Origin of the sequence: Pseudomonas sp. IT-P294, from assembly GCF_949767865.1 — a bacterium.
GTDB lineage: Bacteria > Pseudomonadota > Gammaproteobacteria > Pseudomonadales > Pseudomonadaceae > Aquipseudomonas.
Window position 1 is genome coordinate 154,350 of sequence record NZ_CATKQW010000059.1, and the last position, 17,934, is coordinate 172,283.

Annotated in this window: 15 protein-coding genes, 1 tRNA gene and 1 pseudogene; 4 read left to right on the forward strand and 13 right to left on the reverse strand. The window is 58.0% G+C overall.

The annotated features are described in order from the left end of the window. Positions 1-158 precede the first annotated feature (158 nt). Complete coding sequence (cra, locus tag ACM6I0_RS30910) at positions 159-1,154, forward strand: catabolite repressor/activator (protein ID WP_222589750.1); 996 nt, start codon at positions 159-161, stop codon at positions 1,152-1,154. A 3-nt stretch (positions 1,155-1,157) separates the two neighbouring features. After that, positions 1,158-1,934 carry a TatD family hydrolase gene (locus tag ACM6I0_RS30915; RefSeq protein ID WP_414924053.1) on the forward strand — a complete coding sequence of 259 codons (777 nt, stop codon included), beginning with the start codon at positions 1,158-1,160 and terminating at the stop codon, positions 1,932-1,934. Here ACM6I0_RS30915 and ACM6I0_RS30920 read toward each other — a convergent pair whose 3' ends face one another. The 6 genes and pseudogenes from ACM6I0_RS30920 to ACM6I0_RS30945 form a co-directional block, all read right to left on the reverse strand. Next, the gene (locus ACM6I0_RS30920; RefSeq protein ID WP_414924054.1) at positions 1,935-2,324 is read right to left on the reverse strand and encodes a hypothetical protein; all 390 of its coding nucleotides are present in this window, start codon (positions 2,322-2,324) and stop codon (positions 1,935-1,937) included. A 175-nt stretch (positions 2,325-2,499) separates the two neighbouring features. After that, complete coding sequence (locus tag ACM6I0_RS30925) at positions 2,500-3,429, reverse strand: methyl-accepting chemotaxis protein (RefSeq protein WP_414924101.1); 930 nt, start codon at positions 3,427-3,429, stop codon at positions 2,500-2,502. Further along, positions 3,406-4,497 (reverse strand): annotated as a pseudogene (locus ACM6I0_RS30930) (methyl-accepting chemotaxis protein); the annotation flags it as partial. The gene ACM6I0_RS30925 and the pseudogene ACM6I0_RS30930, both read right to left, overlap by 24 nt. Before the next feature lie 218 nt (positions 4,498-4,715). Continuing rightward, positions 4,716-5,552 carry a regulatory signaling modulator protein AmpE gene (gene ampE / locus ACM6I0_RS30935; RefSeq protein WP_414924055.1) on the reverse strand — a complete coding sequence of 279 codons (837 nt, stop codon included), beginning with the start codon at positions 5,550-5,552 and terminating at the stop codon, positions 4,716-4,718. Beyond that, a complete protein-coding gene (gene ampD, locus ACM6I0_RS30940; RefSeq protein ID WP_414924056.1) occupies positions 5,549-6,109 on the reverse strand; it encodes a 1,6-anhydro-N-acetylmuramyl-L-alanine amidase AmpD in 561 nt (186 codons plus the stop codon). The genes ampE and ampD overlap by 4 nt, the downstream gene beginning before the upstream one ends. A gap of 63 nt (positions 6,110-6,172) precedes the next feature. Then, entirely contained in the window at positions 6,173-8,380 is a 2,208-nt protein-coding gene (locus tag ACM6I0_RS30945) for a DUF1631 domain-containing protein (RefSeq protein ID WP_414924057.1), read from the reverse strand. Between the two features lie 284 nt (positions 8,381-8,664). Between ACM6I0_RS30945 and nadC the strand changes: the two genes are divergently transcribed. Further along, the gene (nadC, locus tag ACM6I0_RS30950; RefSeq protein ID WP_285430773.1) at positions 8,665-9,513 is read left to right on the forward strand and encodes a carboxylating nicotinate-nucleotide diphosphorylase; all 849 of its coding nucleotides are present in this window, start codon (positions 8,665-8,667) and stop codon (positions 9,511-9,513) included. Between the two features lie 50 nt (positions 9,514-9,563). Here nadC and ACM6I0_RS30955 read toward each other — a convergent pair whose 3' ends face one another. Next, positions 9,564-9,869, reverse strand: a complete 306-nt coding sequence (locus ACM6I0_RS30955) for a DUF6388 family protein (protein WP_285430772.1) — start codon at positions 9,867-9,869, stop codon at positions 9,564-9,566. 315 nt (positions 9,870-10,184) lie between these two features. On the opposite strand from ACM6I0_RS30955, the gene ACM6I0_RS30960 reads away from it, so the two are divergent. Continuing rightward, a complete protein-coding gene (locus ACM6I0_RS30960) occupies positions 10,185-10,982 on the forward strand; it encodes a hypothetical protein (protein WP_414924058.1) in 798 nt (265 codons plus the stop codon). 7 nt (positions 10,983-10,989) lie between these two features. Here ACM6I0_RS30960 and ACM6I0_RS30965 read toward each other — a convergent pair. The 6 genes from ACM6I0_RS30965 to infB form a co-directional block, all read right to left on the reverse strand. Continuing rightward, positions 10,990-11,065 (reverse strand) — tRNA-Thr (locus tag ACM6I0_RS30965). A 131-nt stretch (positions 11,066-11,196) separates the two neighbouring features. After that, positions 11,197-13,302: a polyribonucleotide nucleotidyltransferase gene (pnp, locus tag ACM6I0_RS30970; protein WP_046045794.1), complete on the reverse strand. Its 2,106-nt coding sequence runs from the start codon at positions 13,300-13,302 to the stop codon at positions 11,197-11,199. A gap of 195 nt (positions 13,303-13,497) precedes the next feature. Continuing rightward, positions 13,498-13,767, reverse strand: coding sequence for a 30S ribosomal protein S15 (gene rpsO, locus ACM6I0_RS30975; protein WP_003176135.1), 270 nt, complete (start codon positions 13,765-13,767; stop codon positions 13,498-13,500). Between the two features lie 142 nt (positions 13,768-13,909). Continuing rightward, entirely contained in the window at positions 13,910-14,827 is a 918-nt protein-coding gene (gene truB, locus ACM6I0_RS30980) for a tRNA pseudouridine(55) synthase TruB (protein ID WP_208670029.1), read from the reverse strand. A gap of 3 nt (positions 14,828-14,830) precedes the next feature. Next, positions 14,831-15,232 (reverse strand): 30S ribosome-binding factor RbfA, encoded by a 402-nt coding sequence (gene rbfA, locus ACM6I0_RS30985; RefSeq protein ID WP_008149016.1) that lies wholly within the window; start codon positions 15,230-15,232, stop codon positions 14,831-14,833. 159 nt (positions 15,233-15,391) lie between these two features. Continuing rightward, entirely contained in the window at positions 15,392-17,920 is a 2,529-nt protein-coding gene (infB, locus tag ACM6I0_RS30990; protein ID WP_285430768.1) for a translation initiation factor IF-2, read from the reverse strand. Positions 17,921-17,934 lie beyond the last annotated feature (14 nt).

Genomic DNA, 17,934 nt, shown 5'->3' on the forward strand with positions numbered 1-17,934 from the left:
ACGCTTGCTGAATCGTTTAATCTAGAATGATTGGCACGTTACTCGATAATGTCCCATCCTTGAAGTCCAACTTGTCGGATACGTTGCGACAATGGTCACCTGTCCGAATCGGGTAGGATTGTCGAAAATGTCGGGCGAAAAACAAGGAAACCCCCGAGTTGAAACTCAGTGATATCGCACAATTGGCCGGTGTGTCCGTTACCACCGCCAGTTACGTCATCAATGGCAAGGCCGAACAGCAACGCATCAGCAGCGCCACTGTCGAGCGCGTGCGTGCCGTCGTTGAACAACATGGTTTTACACCTAATCCCCAGGCGGCCGGGCTGCGCAGTCGGCACACCCGCACTTTGGGCTTCATTCTGCCGGATCTGGAAAACCCCAGTTACGCACGAATTGCCAAATTGCTCGAGCAAGGCGCCCGGGCTCGCGGCTATCAGTTGCTGATCGCCAGTTCGGACGATGCGCCGGACAGCGAGCGCCAATTGCTCAAACTGTTCCGCGCGCGACGCTGCGATGCGCTGATCGTTGCCAGCTGTCTGCCGGCCGGTGACGACAGCTACCGTCAGCTGCAAGCCAAAGGCATTCCGATCATTGCCATCGACCGGGTGATGGAACCCGAGCATTTCTGTTCAGTGATCAGCGATGACCGCGAGGCCAGCCTGCAATTGACCCGTAGTCTGCTCGACCCGCTGCCCAAGCAAATTGCGTTGATTGGCGCGCGTCCCGAGCTGAGCATCAGTCAGGAGCGTGCTGCGGGGTTCAAAGAGGCGTTGGCCGGGTTCAAGGGCGAAGTGCTGATTGAACACGGCGAGTCGTTCAGCCGTGAATGCGGCAAACAGTTGATGGAAGAATTGCTCCAGCGCCTGGGGCATTTGCCGGATGCGCTGGTGACCACCTCCTACGTGCTGCTTCAAGGCGTGTTCGATGCCTTGCACGATTTCCCGCTCAAGACCCGCCCGCTGCGCCTGGGCACCTTCGGCGACACGCAGCTGCTGGACTTCCTGCCACTGCCGGTCAACGCCATGGCCCAGCAGCACCAACTGATCGCCGACAAAGCGCTGGCGCTGGCGCTGGCTGCCATCGAGCAGTCCGATTACCAACCCGGCGTGCAGGCGATTGCGCGGACCTTCAAGCAACGTATTCGCCAGGACTGAACCGTGGAGCTGATCGACAGCCACACTCATCTGGATTTTCCGGACTTCGACGAAGACCGCGCGGCGCTGCTGACCGAAAGTCGCGCCCTCGGGGTGCGGCGGATGGTGGTGCTGGGGGTGTTCCAGGGTAACTGGCAGCGGGTTTGGGATCTGGTGCAAAGCGATCCTGACCTGTATGCGGCATTCGGCTTGCACCCGGTGTATCTGGACGATCATCGCCCTGAAGATTTAGCGGCGCTCGGTGATTGGCTGACCCGACTCGCCGGCCATCGGCAATTGTGCGCCGTGGGCGAGATCGGCCTGGATTACTTCATCGAAACCCTGGATCGCGGGCGCCAGCAGGCGTTGTTCGAAGCGCAGTTGCAACTGGCGGCGGACTTCAATCTTCCGGCGCTGATTCATGTGCGACGCAGCCATGCGGCAGTGGTTGCCACGCTCAAGCGGTTCAAGCTCAAACGCGCAGGGATCATTCACGCGTTCGCCGGTAGCAAGGAAGAAGCCCGCGAATACATCAAGCTGGGGTTCAAACTCGGCCTCGGTGGCGCGGCCACCTGGCCTCAAGCGTTGCGCATGCACCGCGTGCTCGCCGATTTGCCGCTGGATTCAGTGGTTCTGGAGACCGATTCACCGGACATGGCGCCTGTGATGTTTCCCGGTCAACGCAACTCCCCCGCGCACCTGCCGGCAATCTGCTCGGCACTGGCGCACATCATGGCGATCAGTCCCGAACAATTGGCCGAGACGAGCACGGCCAATGCCTGTGCGCTGTTCAACTGGTGATCAGTCGGCGTGAGCCTTGGCGGCTTCCAGAATCAGCGTCATGTGTTGCTTGTGCCGAGCGAATTGCACGACACCGAAATAGATCAGAATCGCAATCAGCGAAAAATTCAGCTGTTCGATCACGCTGATTATCCTGATCCATTCCATCACCAATGCCACCAGCAATGCCGTGCACACGGTCACCAGCGTGCTTGCCCGCAACATGGCCAGGGAGTCGACGGACTTCAAGCGTTTGATCTGATGCGGGTCGCTCAATTTCAACGCTTTATGGCAGTGGGCACAGGCGAACGATTCGTTGATCGCGATAGCGTTGAGCTGCCAGGGTTCGAGCAAAAGCGTGGTTTCGCAGTGGGCGCAACGCCCCTGGATTCCAATTGTTGCAGATGACATCACCGAGCCTCCTCAGGGCGGGTCAGAGTGGTTGATCTTCCTTCATTGAAGACTAAAAAAAGAGAACTTGCAGGAAATCAGGAAGTTGCCGACCTAATTAGGGAAAAAATACTACAGACGCAACACAAAAAAGGTGGGAGCGAGCCAGCTCCCACCGTTGAAGTTCGGCGCGCAATCACACCCGGAACGCGCTGATCAATTGCTTGAGCTCCACCACCTGAGCCGACAACGCGCGACTGGCATCCTCCGTCTGGTGCGCGCCTTCAGCGGTGCGCTCACCGGCCCGATTGATCTCGACGATGTTCTGGTCAATATCATGGGCAACAGCAGTCTGCTGCTCTACCGCCGCCGCGATCTGCTGGTTCTGGTCGACGATCATGCCGACAGCGCCAAGAATGTTTTCCAGCGCCTGCTGGACTTTTTCCGACTGTCCGACGGTGCCATCGGCCATTTGGTGGCTGATGCCCATCGCTTTCACGGCAGCGCCGACACCGCTGTGCAGCTTGGCGATCATCTGCTCGATTTCCTCGGTCGATTGCTGCGTTCGCTTGGCCAGGGTCCGCACCTCATCGGCCACCACCGCAAAACCACGGCCCTGCTCGCCGGCGCGTGCGGCTTCGATGGCGGCATTGAGGGCCAGAAGGTTGGTCTGTTCGGCAATGCTCTTGATCACTTCCAGTACACGGCTGATGGACTGGCTGTCGCTGGCCAATTGATTGACCACCCGCACCGATTGGTCAATCTCGCTGGCCAGCTGCGCGATGCTGCCCTGTTGGGACTCGACCAGCCCTCGACCACTGATAGTCTCGTCGTTGACGCTGTGGGCACTGCTGACCGCCGCGGCGGCGCTGCGCGCCACCTCAAGCGAGGTCGCCGACATCTGGTTCATGGCGGTGGCAACCTGCTCGATCTGCAAGCGCTGCCCCGCCACGGCCTGGTTGCTACGAGCCGAGACACTTTCGACCTGCCCGGCCTGGCGCTCGACCTCATTGACGGTTTGCCCCACGCGCTCGATCAGGTCGTGGATTTTCTTCACCGTGCCGTTGAACACCTCGCCCAATTCGCCGAGTTCATCGCGGCTTTCTGCGCGGAACGTGACAGTCATATCGCCCGCCGCCACTTTGTCCAACGTCGCCCCAAGCCGTTTGAGGGTGGTGCGGGTCGACGCGTAGAAGCCGCCGTACAGGTAAAAAATCAGCACAAACACCACCGTCAACGCCACGGCCTGCATAACCATGTGGGTGCGGTTCTGCTCCAGTCGCTGCTGCAACTGAGTGCCGAGAAATTTCAGGGTGGCTTCATTGAGTTGGTAGGTCTTGTCCATCAGGCCTGTGACCTGATCGTAAAAGCCCTGCCATGGCGCATCGAGCGTATCGGCCATCACCACCTGCTCTTCGAACAGCTCACTGGCCTTTTTCAGCGACGCCTTACTGCTATCGGCCAGGGCCGCCAGGGTTTCGCGCGCCGACTTGCTGGAGCCCATGGCGTCCTGCAACTTCAAACCGTATTCGCCCTGGAGCTTTTCGATCTGCGCCAGCAACTCATCGAATCGCGTGCTCGACGACGAATTGAGAAAGCCCTGCCCCAGCGAATAGGAACCCATCGCGCGGCCATCGCCCAAGATCTGGGTAACGGGTGGGGTGACGTTGGTAATGAGTTCGCTCAGTTGCCGCATGTCGCTCTGAGTGTCGCGGCTCAGGCCGGCCTGACTGGCGATGATCTGACTGAAAATCTGCGCGCTGCCCAGCAACTTTCCGATCATTCCGCTTTTGCTTTGCAGGGAATTTTCCGCTTGCTGGGCCTTGAACGCGGCAATCATTTCGTCGCGCTTGGCATCGAAAATCGCAATCTGCTCCACATCGGTGGTCATCGCCGTCATACCCTGCAAACGGTTCAGCACGCTTTGCCCAAGGGTGTTGATCTGTGATTCGACGTTACCGGCCTTGCCGGACTGGCCGAGGGTGACATTGATCTGCACCAAGTTGTTCAGCGTTTCCAGGTCCCGTCGCAGAGTCAGGCTGCTGCCCAGTAGATCGAGGCTCTGCAATTCCACCTGGGTGCCCTGGAATTCACGATAGGAATCGCGCACCAGATAGAAGTTGGTCACCAGCATCGGCACGAGGAATAGCACACTGATCAGGCTGAACTTCATACCGAAGCTCAGGCGATTCATCAGCGCGACGGCGGGATAGAGCAAGCTCTTCACTGGAAGTCTCCCTTTGAATTCTTATTTTTATTGGCAGGCGCAGTCCTACGGCAGATAGCCACTATTGAGCGCTGTGCTTGTATAGCTCAAATCGGAGAGAGGTTTTGTAACTTAAGGTTAACGAGGGGCGGGCGTGCCCGTAGCCGCTGACGCAGTTTGCGCCAACGATTACGGGTATCGGTGTGTCAGGGAAGGACGGTCCACAGCGCAAAACCGGCGTACCAGAGCACCGCCGCACGCAGCAGCAACTCCCAGATCCGGTCCAGGCTGTTGATGCCGTCCGGTCCGACGACTGGTGCAGGGATTTCACCGGCAACCAGTCCGACTTTTTCGATCAACTGGGCAGCGCTGATGTTCCAGTTCAGCAGTTCGTGCAACATCACCCGGCTGACGGCCACAAAGTTTCCAACCAGTGCGAAACTGGCCGCCAGAAGGCGCACAGGCACCCAATCAAACGCGTGACGCAACTGGCTGGCGCGCTCGACCACGGCCGGGTTCTGCCCGTGCTCTTCGGCCAACGCCAACAGTCGGTAGCTGAGGGCGGCAACCGGTCCCAGTACGAAGTACCAAAAGATCACGGCGAAAAAGCTTTGATAAGCCTCCCACAGCAAATGGCCCTGGACCCGTTCGAGCAGTTGCTCGCCGCTGTCGGCGCAAATATCCAGGTCGCGTTTCGCCACATGGGCTGCCGCTTGCAGGTCTTCCCGGCGCCAGGCATCGCGAAACGGCCCGAGACCGGCCAGCAAATCGCCACGCCCCAGACTGTAAATTACCACCAGCAGGTGCACCGGCAATGCCAGCAACCCGTAAGCCACCGGATCCAGCACCACCAACAACAAACCCAGCAGCGCCACGGGCAGCAACACCAGCACCATCAGGATCAGCCATGGCCGATCAATCAGTCGCGGGCTGACTTCAAGCTTGTTCAGTTCATGTATCCAGCCGCCATCACGTTGAACCCGATGGCGCAGGGCCGAGAACTTCTCAATCCAGACGGCCAGCAGCAGCACAAGAAAACTCATTGTTGTTCCTCTTTTGCCAGGGCGGCGCGATAGCGTGCCCAGTCGAACGCAGGTCCCGGATCCGTTTTGCGGCCCGGTGCGATGTCGCTATGGCCACAGATGCGCTGTGCAGTGATGGCCGGGAAAGTGCTTTGCAGCTGGCGGGTCAGCGCCGTCAACGCTTGATACTGAGCATCGCTGAACGGCAGATCATCCGTGCCTTCGAGTTCAATCCCCAGGGAAAAATCATTACAGGTTTCCCGTCCCTCGAAAATCGATACACCGGCGTGCCAGGCGCGCTCAAGACAGGAGACAAACTGAGTGACAGTGCCGTCACGTTCAATCAGAAAGTGCGCAGACACCCGCAGGTCGGCAATCCCTTCAAAGTATGGGTGCTCCGTGACATCCAGGCGATTCTGGAAAAATTCCTGCACCTTGCCAGTGAGAAACTGCGCAGGCGGCAGGCTGATGTTGTGGATCACCAGCAGGGAAATTTCGCCCGTGGGGCGCGCATTGAAATTGGGCGAGGGGCACAAGCGCACGCCCTGACACCAACCACTCGCGGGGTCCAACTGCATACAGGTTCCTTCAACGACGACTGTGTGGCCCCCAGTATGCCGCGATAGACCCTTGGGGCGCGATCACTTGGCGCGATTGAGGCGCCGCAGATTGCCAAGCACCGACTCCAGCGCCCGGTCGAACAGTAAGGTGTCGTCCAGCGCCCGGACTGCGCCGCGGCGAAATTCAAGGGCCAGGCCGATGCGACTATGCTCCAGCACCTTCATCCCGGTGCGATCGACGAAAATATATTTTGCAGTGGCTTCGATAATCGCTGCCAGCTTGCAACGCAGGGTGTTTTCGTCGTCCTCCTGAAACTCGACCCAGGCGCCCAAACGCAATTGATCGACCTGAAGCAAGCCAGGATCGTCCGCCGGCAAGCGCACCGACACGCTATCGACCGGTCCCTCGTCAGCGCTGCGCAGTACGATTTCTTCCAGCACCTGGACCATCACCGGCGCCTCGATGGGCTGTTCGACAGCGTGTCCTGGAATTTCAAACAACTGAAGATGCAAGGCTTCCAATTCACTGAAAAACTCACTGGTGGCGAACGGATCGAATGCCGAGGCGCTCAGCCCGTCGCGCAGAGACTTAAGCAATCCCGGCACCAGTGCCAACAAACGCATACCCGCACCAGGGTCGGCATGACGCTGCACGCTCCAGATCAATTGCTCCATGGTCTGCACATCAGCGTGCCACTCCGTGGAGTGCTCACCGTGCTTGAGGCAGGTCAACAACAGCACTTTGTTCCAGGCTTGCTGGACGAAGGCCACCACTGCCTGGGGCAGCGCTTTGCCCAATAACGCCTGATTGAGCGCCTGCTCGACATGCTGGCGCGCCAATTCAGTCTTGGCGCGGCCTTCTTCAGCGTCACGGGTGCGCTGCTCCAGCAACTCACTGCGTCGGCGCTCGTCGCTGGTAAAGGCGAGAAAATCGGCCAGCAGTTCGGAAAAAATAGCTGGGTCGTCGACAAAATCGCTCAACAGGCGCTGCACGACCTGCTCGATGCGCAGGTACAGGCTGTCTCGCTCATGGTCATCGCACTCCCCCCAGCCCATGGCGGCTGCGGCGATTTCGTTGAGCAGACGCCGAGCCGGATGACTGGTACGGCTGAAGAAGCTTTTGTCGAGCACCGCGACTTTGAGCATCGGGATTTGCAGACGGCCAATCAACACCTTGAGGGTATCCGGCAGGTTGCGGTCATCGAGGATGCATTCAAAGAGCATGGCGATCAGATTGATCACGTCCTCGTCGGCACCGTCGACCACGCGCGACTTGCCACTCTTGACGCTGACACGGGTCAGCAGTTGTTCGAGCTGGTTACGCAAATCGAAATCGTCCTGCAGCGTCACCGCCGGCACGTATTGCTGCAAGTGCGAGAGCAGGCGCAACAGGTCGTGGGTGGAAATGGGTTGTGTCTGGGCACTGGCCTCCAGGGTCGGCGCCACGCTGCCGCGTACGTGCAGCAGCAACTCCTGCAGCGCGGTGAAGACTTCCTGCACGCCCTCGTCGAGTAGCGTGTTGCCTGGATGCTCGGTGGCCTGCGCCGGCTCGGCATAGGCACTGGCCGTCGCATGATCGGTGTAACGACGCATGGGGGCGGGCTTGAGGTCTGGCAAAACACCGGTCGAAATGAGCAACTGATTCGCTTCGGCATACAGCTGATCAGCGCTGCTGAGCACATAACGGTCGAACAGCTTGAGGATGATCAGCTTGACCTTGATCTCCACCCCGAGGTTGCGCCCGGCCTGCAAGAAATACTCACAGAGCATCGCCGGCCCCAACGGGTTGTGCTCATCGTCCAGGTCTTTGTCCAAGAGCGCACCGAGCCGGGCCGTCAGTTGGTCGAGGGCGAAACCGTCGCGGTTCAGCACTTTGCCGACCATGGCCTCCACCGCGATGCTGCGCTCGAGATCGTCACTGGGTAATGCATCGGAGTCGAGCGCCAATGCCTGAGGCAAGGCCGACCGGCTGCTGTCGTACTGAGAGAGGCTGACAAATGCCGAAAAGAATTGCTCGAGAAAACCGCGTTCAATGCTTTTTCGCTTGAGTCGCAAGTCGCGCATGGCTTCGAAAAAGAGGTTCTGTTCAACATCGCTGCGCGCCCGATCGGCCATTTCGAATAGCGTATCGTCAGCGTTATCGAACAGCGCCTGTAAACCATGCCGTAGCTGTTGAGTGGCCTTGTCGCGAACCTGAAGCAGAATCACAGGCAGGCGGGCGAGTGGCGATTGTGTCGCCTGATCGGTAGCCGCCTTGCGCAAAGGCACTACATTCCCGTCGTTGTGCATCCAGGCCTCCAGAAGCGGTGATTCTTCGAATAGTCGAGAATCCAAGATTTACGTCAAAGCCATGACGTCAAAAGCAAGGCGGATTATCTGCAAAAGGTGTCCGATGTACCAGCAGACTCTGTGCCTGCCATTGAATTAGACGCTTCTGGAAGACGCCGCCGTTGTGCCGATGACTCAAATGAATCGACCAAATGCAGGTTTGCAAGCGACGAGACGCCTCTGATGCCTTGGGTTGCTTCGCGCCATAGCCCTATAATCGGACCACTTTGTTTGTGGAGCCCGTTATGCCGAATCTACGTCTCGCCGACTTGACCGCCGAAATCGAAGCCAACGTGCGCCGTGCGTTGCTCGAAGACATCGGCAGCGGCGACATCACCGCGCAACTGATCCCCGCCGAACGCCTGGCCAAAGCGACCATCATCACCCGCGACGCCGCTGTCATCGCCGGCACGGCCTGGGTCGATGCGGTTTTCCGGCAACTGGACCCTCGGGTTGCGGTGCACTGGCAGGTGCGTGACGGCGAACGGGTCAAACCCAATCAAGCGCTGTTTCATCTGGAAGGCCCGGCACGTTCGCTGCTGTCCGGCGAACGCTGTGCACTGAACTTCCTGCAATTGCTTTCGGGCGTGGCCACGCGCGCGCAGTACCTGGCGGATTTCGTTGCCCAGACTCAGGTGAAGTTGCTCGATACCCGCAAAACCCTGCCTGGCCTGCGCCTGGCGCAAAAGTACGCCGTGACCTGCGGCGGCTGCCACAATCACCGCATCGGCCTCTACGACGCCTTCCTGATCAAGGAAAACCATATCGCTGCCAGTGGTGGCATTCCCGAGGCCATCAACGCCGCCCACAAGATCGCCCCGGGCAAGCCGGTCGAGATTGAAGTGGAAAGCCTGGAAGAATTGAAAGAAGCCCTGGCCGCAGGTGCTGACATCATCATGCTTGACGAGCTGAGCCTGGATGACATGCGCGAGGCAGTGCGCCTGAACGGCGGCAAGGCGAAACTGGAGGCCAGCGGCGGTATCAACGAAAGCACGTTGCTGCCGATTGCCGAGACCGGAGTGGATTACATTTCGATCGGCGCGATGACCAAGGATGTGAAGGCTGTCGATCTGTCGATGCGTTTAAGCCTCTGAGCACACCAGGCTGAATGAAAAACGCCAGCCCCATGAGGCTGGCGTTTTTGTCAGACCACCAGATTGTTCATCTCGCAGTACTCTTCCCATTCGACGCCCAAGACCTCGGCCGCCTCTTTGTGCAGTACAAGGCGCGCAGCCTCGAACTCTTCCGGGGTCGAGGTGTACTTGAGCGTCAGCTCCCACGGCTGCAAGCCCTGGGATTCCGCCTCATCCTCGAACGCCCACTGGATCTGGTCTTTCTGATCGTCGGCTGGCAGGTCCTTGATCTCTTCGGCTAGCTGGGGCGATTCCAGCAAGTACTTTTTCAGTGCTTCTTCGTGTCTGGCTTCTTGGGTCAATTCTTTAACGTTCATGTCGTTCTCGCTGATCTGGGGAATGGAAGATGGATCTGGATCATCAAGGATCTCTCTGACGCAAAAAACCGTTTGAAGCCCGGTTTGTCTGGCCTTCAGAACCATTCGGGGATCATCTGAAAACTGCAAGGTGGTACGTGTGCAGGGTCCGAATATAGGACGTTTGTTCGACGATTTATACGGACTTTTACATCAAATCAACAAAAAAACCGTCGAGCAGACTTTCTGTGAATTTTTCCGTACTACCCAGGAACAACATTCAAAAGGCAAAGTCATAGCGATGTGCCATCTAGGCACTTCACAAGGAACCTGGTGATGCGTAATTTTCCAAAGCTTGCGTCTACTCTGTCTGCAACCGGCATGGCCGCCCTTCTTCTTGGCAGCCTGGCACTGCCCGTTACAGCTCAGGCCGATCTGGAATACAAATCCGACAGCGCTTCTTCTTCCGACAAATTCCTCGCCTACCACAACTATTACGGCACCTACGTGATGGCCAAATCCAACGTCAGTGCGGATGACGTGGAAGGTCTGCAACGCGTCGTCAAAACCAATACGGCTGATATGGAAGCGCTGAAAAAAACCGTCAGTGATCAAGCGCGACTCATTGAAGAACTCAAGCGCAACAACGGATCGAGCTCCAACACCAACGCCAGCGAAGTGGACAAACTCAAGCGCACGGTCAGCGAGCAGAACACCGGGCTGGTAAACCTCGCCAAAGCAGTGGACGAACTCAAACGCAATAGCGGGTCCAGCTCCAACGCCAACACCAGCGAAGTGGACAAACTCAAGCGCACCGTGAGCGATCAGGACAACAACCTGAAAAAGCTTGCCAGCCAGATGGACGATCTCAAACGCAGCGGCAGCTCGAACTCCAGTTCAAGTTCCAGCTCCAGCTCCAGCGAAGTCAGCGACCTCAAGCGCACGGTCAACGAACAGCAAAACGATTTGAAAAGGCTAGCCAGCCAGGTGGAAGACCTCAAGCGCAGCGCCGGATCGAGTTCCAGTTCAAGCTCCAGTGACCTGTCCAGTCTGAAGCGAGACGTCAGCGCCCAGAACAGTCAGATGGATCAGCTCAAACGGACCGTGGATGATCTGAGCAGAAAGGTGAAATAAAAGGGGATGGTGCCCGAGACAGGAATCGAACCTGCGACCTTCGCGTTACGAGTGCGCTGCTCTACCGGCTGAGCTACACGGGCGGTGGGCTAAACCTAGCACCGGGTTTAAGCCTCAGCAACTTCATGCGCTGTTTCACAGACAAAAAAATGCCCCGCAGCTTTCACTGCGGGGCATTTTTTATAACGTTGAAGCGGTCAGACCTGGGGGTTGATTAAACGCCCGATGCCTTGGCTGCTGCTACGTCTTTGATGGACAGCTTGATACGGCCGCGGTTGTCCACGTCCAGTACCAGTACTTCCACTTCCTGGCCTTCTTTCAGAATGTCGGTCACTTTCTCTACGCGAGCGTCGCTCAGCATGGAGATGTGAACCAGACCGTCCTTGCCCGGCAGGATGTTGACGAATGCGCCGAAGTCGACGATGCGCTCAACCTTACCCACGTAGATCTTGCCGATTTCAGCTTCTGCGGTGATGCCCAGAACGCGCTGACGTGCAGCTTCAGCCGCTTCTTTGGTTTCGCCGAAGATCTTGATCGAGCCGTCGTCTTCGATGTCGATCGAAGCCTTGGTCTCTTCACAGATCGCACGAATGGTCGCGCCGCCTTTACCGATAACATCACGGATTTTGTCGGTGTCGATTTTCATCGCGATCATGGTCGGAGCGTTTTCCGACAGTTCGGTACGCGACTGGCCAATGATCTGGTTCATCTGACCGAGGATGTTCAGGCGCGCTTCCAGGGCTTGGCCCAGAGCGATCTCCATGATTTCTTCGGTGATGCCTTTGATCTTGATGTCCATCTGCAGCGCGGTAACACCTTTGGCGGTACCCGCTACTTTGAAGTCCATGTCGCCCAGGTGGTCTTCGTCACCCAGGATGTCGGTCAGGATGGCGAACTTCTCGCCTTCTTTAACCAGACCCATGGCGATACCGGCAACCGGTGCCTTCATCGGAACACCAGCGTCCATCAGGGCCAGGGAAGCGCCGCAGACCGAAGCCATGGAGCTCGAACCGTTGGACTCGGTGATTTCCGACACAACACGGATGGTGTACGGGAACACGTCAGCAGCAGGCAGCATGGCTGCAATGGAACGACGGGCCAGACGGCCGTGACCGATTTCGCGACGACCAGCGCCACCCATGCGACCACACTCACCTACCGAGAACGGAGGGAAGTTGTAGTGCAGCATGAACGGGTCTTTTTTCTCGCCTTCCAGGGTGTCCAGCAGTTGTGCGTCACGGGCGGTACCCAGTGTTGCAACAACCAGAGCCTGGGTTTCGCCACGGGTGAACAGTGCCGAACCGTGGGTCTTTGGCAGAACACCGACTTCGATGTTCAGCGGACGTACGGTCTTGGTGTCGCGGCCGTCGATACGTGGCTTGCCGTTTACGATGTTTTCGCGAACGGTGCGGTATTCGATTTCGCCGAAAGCCGCTTTGACTTCGCTGGAAGAAGGCTGGCCTTCTTCACCGGACAGCTTGGCAACAACCTGGTCTTTCAGCTCACCCAGGCGAGCGTAACGGTCGGCCTTGATGGTGATGGTGTAAGCCTGGGAAATCGCGTCGCCGAACTCGGCACGGATGGCGCCCAGCAGAGCGGTGGCTTCTGGCTGTGGAGTCCAGGTCCAGGTTGGCTTGGCCGCTTCGGCAGCCAGTTCTTTAACGGCGTTGATCACAACCTGGAACTCGTCGTGAGCAAACAGTACCGCGCCCAGCATCTGGTCTTCGGTCAGCTCTTTGGCTTCCGATTCAACCATCAACACGGCTTCCGAAGTGCCGGCAACGACCATGTCCAGGCTCGAAGCTTTCTGTTGTTCGTAAGTCGGGTTCAGCAGATAGCCGGTGCTTTCGTGGAACGCAACGCGTGCACAGCCGATAGGGCCATCGAAAGGAATGCCGGAGATGGCCAGGGCAGCCGAGGTACCGATCATCGCAGCGATGTCCGGATCGGTTTTCTTGCTGGTGGAAACGACGGTGCAGACAACCTGCACTTCGTTCATGAAGCCTTCTGGGAACAGCGGACGGATCGGACGGTCGATCAGTCGGGAAGTCAGGGTTTCTTTCTCGGAAGGACGGCCTTCGCGCTTGAAGAAACCGCCAGGGATCTTACCGGCAGCGTAAGTTTTTTCCTGGTAGTGAACGGACAGAGGGAAGAAGCCCTTGCCTGGATCAGCTTGTTTGGCACCGACTACGGTCACCAATACGCTGACGTCGTCGTCAACGGTGACCAATACTGCGCCGGAGGCCTGACGGGCGATACGGCCAGTCTCGAGGGTAACGGTCGACTGACCGAACTGGAATTTTTTGATTACCGGGTTCACGGTGTCCTACCTTCTTTTGTGGCTCTTGGGGAACTTGTCTTCTTGCGAAATTCTTGGGCAATGTCGGGAATCGGCCCAACGCCTGTCCAGGGTAAAACGTGTGTCCAGATAAAACTTGAGGCTGGGAGCCTGCCATGCGCCAGCGGGAAACCCGCTGACGCACGACAGACAACCAACCTCTAGCGCAATCGCTTATTAGCGACGCAGACCCAGGCGACCGATCAGAGCCTGATAACGACCCAGATCCTTGCCTTTCAGGTAGTCCAGCAGCTTACGACGCTGGTTAACCATGCGGATCAGACCACGACGGGAGTGGTGATCTTTACCGTTGGCCTTGAAGTGACCTTGCAGCTTGTTGATGTTGTGGGTCAGCAGTGCAACTTGCACTTCTGGCGAACCAGTGTCACCAACAGCTTGCTGGTAGTCAGCTACGATTTGAGCTTTTTCTTGAACGTCGAGAGCCATGAGGCAATCCTTTTATCAGGAAACTGTTTCAAAGAAACAGCTTCAACAGGCCAGGGACAAATCCCTGTATCTATAAATGAGTAGTGACCGTGCCTGTTAACAGCCACACTCGCCGGCCTGCTGTTACACAGGCCGGTTCCGGTCATTCTGACCGAATCAGTCGACGAGGCGCGATGCGCCCGTCTTCGCTCACTTCACCGATACCGATGAAGCGACCATTGTGATCCTGTACCCGTACCATGCCGAACTTCGGTGCATCGGGGGCACGTACCGGTTGGCCGTTGAGCCAGTAGAACGTGCTGTGCTCCGAGAACTGCAATAGTGGCCAATCCAGCAGGCCGCTGTCCGATGGCATCAGGAAGCGGTCGACCGCTTCGTTGCCGCCTTCGGCGTGTACGGCTTCCAACTCTTCAAGCGTGACCGTCTGCGCCAGCGTGAAAGGCCCGGCCTGGGTACGTCGCAATTCAGCTACGTAAGCGCCACAACCGAGTTGCTCACCGATATCCTCCACCAGGGTGCGAATATAGGTGCCTTTGCTGCAATCCACCGCAAGCCGCGCAGTATCACCCTCAAAGGCCAGCAATTCCAAGCGCGCAATAGTAACAGAACGCGGTTCGCGCTCCACTACTTCGCCCGCACGGGCCAACTTGTACAACGGCTGGCCATCACGCTTGAGTGCCGAGTACATCGGCGGTATCTGACTGATTTGCCCACGAAATTTCGGCAGTACGGCTTCGACATCGGCGCGACCAACGGTCACCGGACGCTCCTGCAAAACTTCACCCTCGGCATCCGCCGTGGTGGTGGTCTTGCCCAGTTGCGCCAGGGTTTCGTAACCCTTGTCCGAATCGAGCAGGTATTGCGAAAACTTGGTGGCCTCTCCGAAGCACAGCGGCAACACGCCGGTGGCCAGCGGATCGAGACTGCCGGTATGTCCGGCCTTCTCGGCGTTCAGCAACCAGCGAACCTTCTGCAACGCGGCGTTGGAGGTAAACCCCAGCGGCTTGTCGAGCAGAATGATGCCGCTGACATTACGACGGATACGTTTGACCTGAGCCACCGATTACTCCTTGGTGTCTTCGGCTTCAGCCGCAACCGGGTGCTGATTATCTTCAGCCACCGCACGCTCGATCAGGGCCGACAGGTGCGCACCACGCACGACGCTTTCGTCGTAGTGGAAGTGCAACTGAGGAACGCTGCGCAACTTCATTTCGCGGGCCAACTGCATGCGCAGGAAACCGGCGGCGGAGTTGAGCACCTTGATGCTTTGCGCGATGTCTTCGGCGTTGTCCTGCCCCATCACAGTGATGAAGATCTTGGCGTGACCGACGTCACGGCTGACTTCAACAGCGGTAATGGTGACCAGTCCGACGCGCGGGTCTTTGACTTCACGACGGATCAGCTGAGCCAGCTCACGCTGCATCTGATCGCCGATACGTTGGGTACGGCTGTATTCTTTTGCCATGTCTTGTTACCTGTTACTGCCCCACGGCGAAACCCGAAGGGTCTGAAAGCGGCAAACGCCCGGCCTGACAAAAGCCAGACCGGGCGTTGCGTTTAGAGTCCTGACGCTGTGCCGCGCATCTGCATGCAGCGGCTCATCGTGGCCCTTGAAGTGCGCGAGTTAGAGGCTGCGAGCAACCTGAACCTTCTCGAAGACTTCGATCTTGTCACCGACTTTGACGTCGTTGTAGCTCTTCACGCCGATACCGCATTCCATGCCGGCACGTACTTCGGAAGCGTCATCCTTGAAGCGGCGCAGGGATTCCAGCTCGCCTTCGAAGATAACGATGTCTTCACGCAGTACACGGATTGGACGGTTACGGTGAACAACACCTTCGATAACCATGCAACCGGCGATCGCACCGAACTTCGGCGAACGGAACACGTCACGCACTTCAGCGATACCCAGGATGTTCTCGCGAACATCGCTGCCCAGCATACCGGTGAGGGCTTTCTTGACGTCTTCGATGATGTCGTAGATCACGTTGTAGTAACGCATATCCAGACCTTCCTGCTCGACGATCTTGCGAGCGCCAGCATCGGCACGCACGTTGAAGCCAAACAGTACAGCGTTGGAGGCCAGTGCCAGGTTGGCGTCGGATTCGGTGATACCACCGACACCGCCACCGACAACACGCACTTGCACTTCGTCGTTACCCAGGCCGTTCAAGGCACCGTTCAACGCTTCCAGCGAACCACGGACGTCGGATTTGAGGACGATGTTGAGCGTCTTCTTCTCTGCCTGACCCATGTTTTCGAAGATGTTTTCCAGCTTGCCGGCGTGAGCGCGAGCCAGTTTGACTTCGCGGAACTTGCCTTGACGGAACAGAGCCACTTCACGGGCTTTCTTCTCGTCCGACAGCACGCTCATCTCGTCGCCAGCGTCCGGGGTACCGTCCAGGCCGAGGATCTCGACAGGGATGGAAGGACCGGCTTCCTTGATTGGCTTGCCGTTCTCGTCGAGCATGGCACGTACACGGCCATAGTTCGAACCGACCAGCACCATGTCGCCTTGGCGCAGGGTACCGTCTTGAACCAGAACGGTTGCAACCGGGCCACGACCTTTGTCGAGACGCGATTCGACCACGACACCACGGCCAGGAGCCGAAGGCGTTGCTTTCAGTTCAAGAACTTCAGCTTGCAGCAGAACAGCTTCGAGCAACTCGTCCACGCCGGTACCGACTTTCGCCGAAACCGATACGAACGGGGTGTCGCCGCCCCACTCTTCCGAAGTCACACCGTGAACCGACAGTTCGCTACGAATGCGATCGAGATCAGCGCCCGGCTTGTCGATTTTGTTCACTGCAACAACCAGTGGAACACCGGCAGCCTTGGCGTGCTGGACCGCTTCAATGGTCTGCGGCATTACGCCGTCGTCCGCTGCAACGACCAGGATCACGATGTCAGTCGCCTTGGCACCACGGGCACGCATTGCGGTAAACGCGGCGTGACCAGGGGTGTCGAGGAAGGTGACCATGCCGCGTTCGGTTTCAACGTGGTACGCACCGATGTGCTGGGTGATACCGCCGGCTTCGCCAGCAGCTACTTTGGCACGACGGATATAGTCGAGCAGCGACGTCTTACCGTGGTCAACGTGGCCCATTACGGTCACGACTGGCGCACGGGAGAATGTCTCACCTTCAAACTTCAGGGACTCGGCCAGGGAATCTTCCAGGGCGGTGTCGCTGACCAGGGTCACTTTGTGGCCCAGTTCTTCGGCTACCAGTTGAGCAGTTTCCTGATCAAGCACCTGGTTGATGGTCGCTGGAGTACCCAGTTTGAACATGAACTTGATGATTTCAGCAGCCTTGACCGACATCTGATTGGCGAGATCGCCAACAGTGATGGTCTCGCCGATCTGCACATCACGCACGACAGGGCCGGTTGGGCTCTGGAAACCGTGGGCGTTGCGCTTTTTCAGCTTGGCCTTGCCGCGACCACCACGACGGAAGCCATCGCTTTCTTCGTCGGTGGTACGTGGGGCAACACGCGGAGCAGGCGCTTTTTCCTTGACCGAAGCACGATGCGGAGCGTTTTTGCGCTCACCATCGCCACTGCCACGACGATTGTTATCGTCGGCCCGTGGTTTGTCCGGACGGCGCTGTTCGTTCTGCTTGTTGCGAACGTCGGCAGACGGCGCTGGAGCAGCCGCCACAACCGGTGCGCTTTCACGTACTGGTTCGGCAACTGCAGCAGGTGCTGCAACAGCGTCATTAGTAGCGGATTGCGCAGCAGCAGGCTGGCGACGCGCTTCTTCTTCGGTGCGACGCTTGGCTTCTTCTTCAGCCTTCTGACGAGCAGCATTTTCTACTGCGCGACGTTCTTCCAGTTCGCGTTTGCGCTCGGCTTCGATTTCTTCCGGGCTGCGCTGTACGAAAACTTTCTTTTTACGCACTTCAACACTGATGCTTTTGCTGCCAGCAACACGCAGGGTGCTGGTGGTTTTACGCTGCAGTGTAATCTTGCGTGGTTCTTCCACTTTCGCCTTGTGGCTGCTTTTCAAGTGAGTCAGCAAAGATTGCTTCTCACTGTCAGTCACATGTTCTTCGGCGGCGGTGTGCGGCAGACCTGCCTCACGCATCTGCTGCAACAGGCGCTCTACCGGTGTTTTGACCTCATCGGCCAGTTGTTTCACCGTGACTTGCGTCATGCACTTCTCTCCTC

Bases quoted from the DNA above. Each gene is read 5' to 3' on its own strand.
- rpsO (WP_003176135.1), bottom strand. From the start codon at position 13,767: ATGGCTCTCGACGTTCAAGAAAAAGCTCAAATCGTAGCTGACTACCAG.
- nadC (WP_285430773.1), top strand. From the start codon at position 8,665: ATGCCGAATCTACGTCTCGCCGACTTGACCGCCGAAATCGAAGCCAAC.
- ACM6I0_RS30945 (WP_414924057.1), bottom strand. From the start codon at position 8,380: ATGCACAACGACGGGAATGTAGTGCCTTTGCGCAAGGCGGCTACCGAT.
- ampD (WP_414924056.1), bottom strand. From the start codon at position 6,109: ATGCAGTTGGACCCCGCGAGTGGTTGGTGTCAGGGCGTGCGCTTGTGC.
- ACM6I0_RS30920 (WP_414924054.1), bottom strand. From the start codon at position 2,324: ATGTCATCTGCAACAATTGGAATCCAGGGGCGTTGCGCCCACTGCGAA.
- rbfA (WP_008149016.1), bottom strand. From the start codon at position 15,232: ATGGCAAAAGAATACAGCCGTACCCAACGTATCGGCGATCAGATGCAG.
- infB (WP_285430768.1), bottom strand. From the start codon at position 17,920: ATGACGCAAGTCACGGTGAAACAACTGGCCGATGAGGTCAAAACACCG.
- ACM6I0_RS30960 (WP_414924058.1), top strand. From the start codon at position 10,185: ATGCGTAATTTTCCAAAGCTTGCGTCTACTCTGTCTGCAACCGGCATG.
- ampE (WP_414924055.1), bottom strand. From the start codon at position 5,552: ATGAGTTTTCTTGTGCTGCTGCTGGCCGTCTGGATTGAGAAGTTCTCG.
- ACM6I0_RS30925 (WP_414924101.1), bottom strand. From the start codon at position 3,429: ATGACTGTCACGTTCCGCGCAGAAAGCCGCGATGAACTCGGCGAATTG.
- ACM6I0_RS30955 (WP_285430772.1), bottom strand. From the start codon at position 9,869: ATGAACGTTAAAGAATTGACCCAAGAAGCCAGACACGAAGAAGCACTG.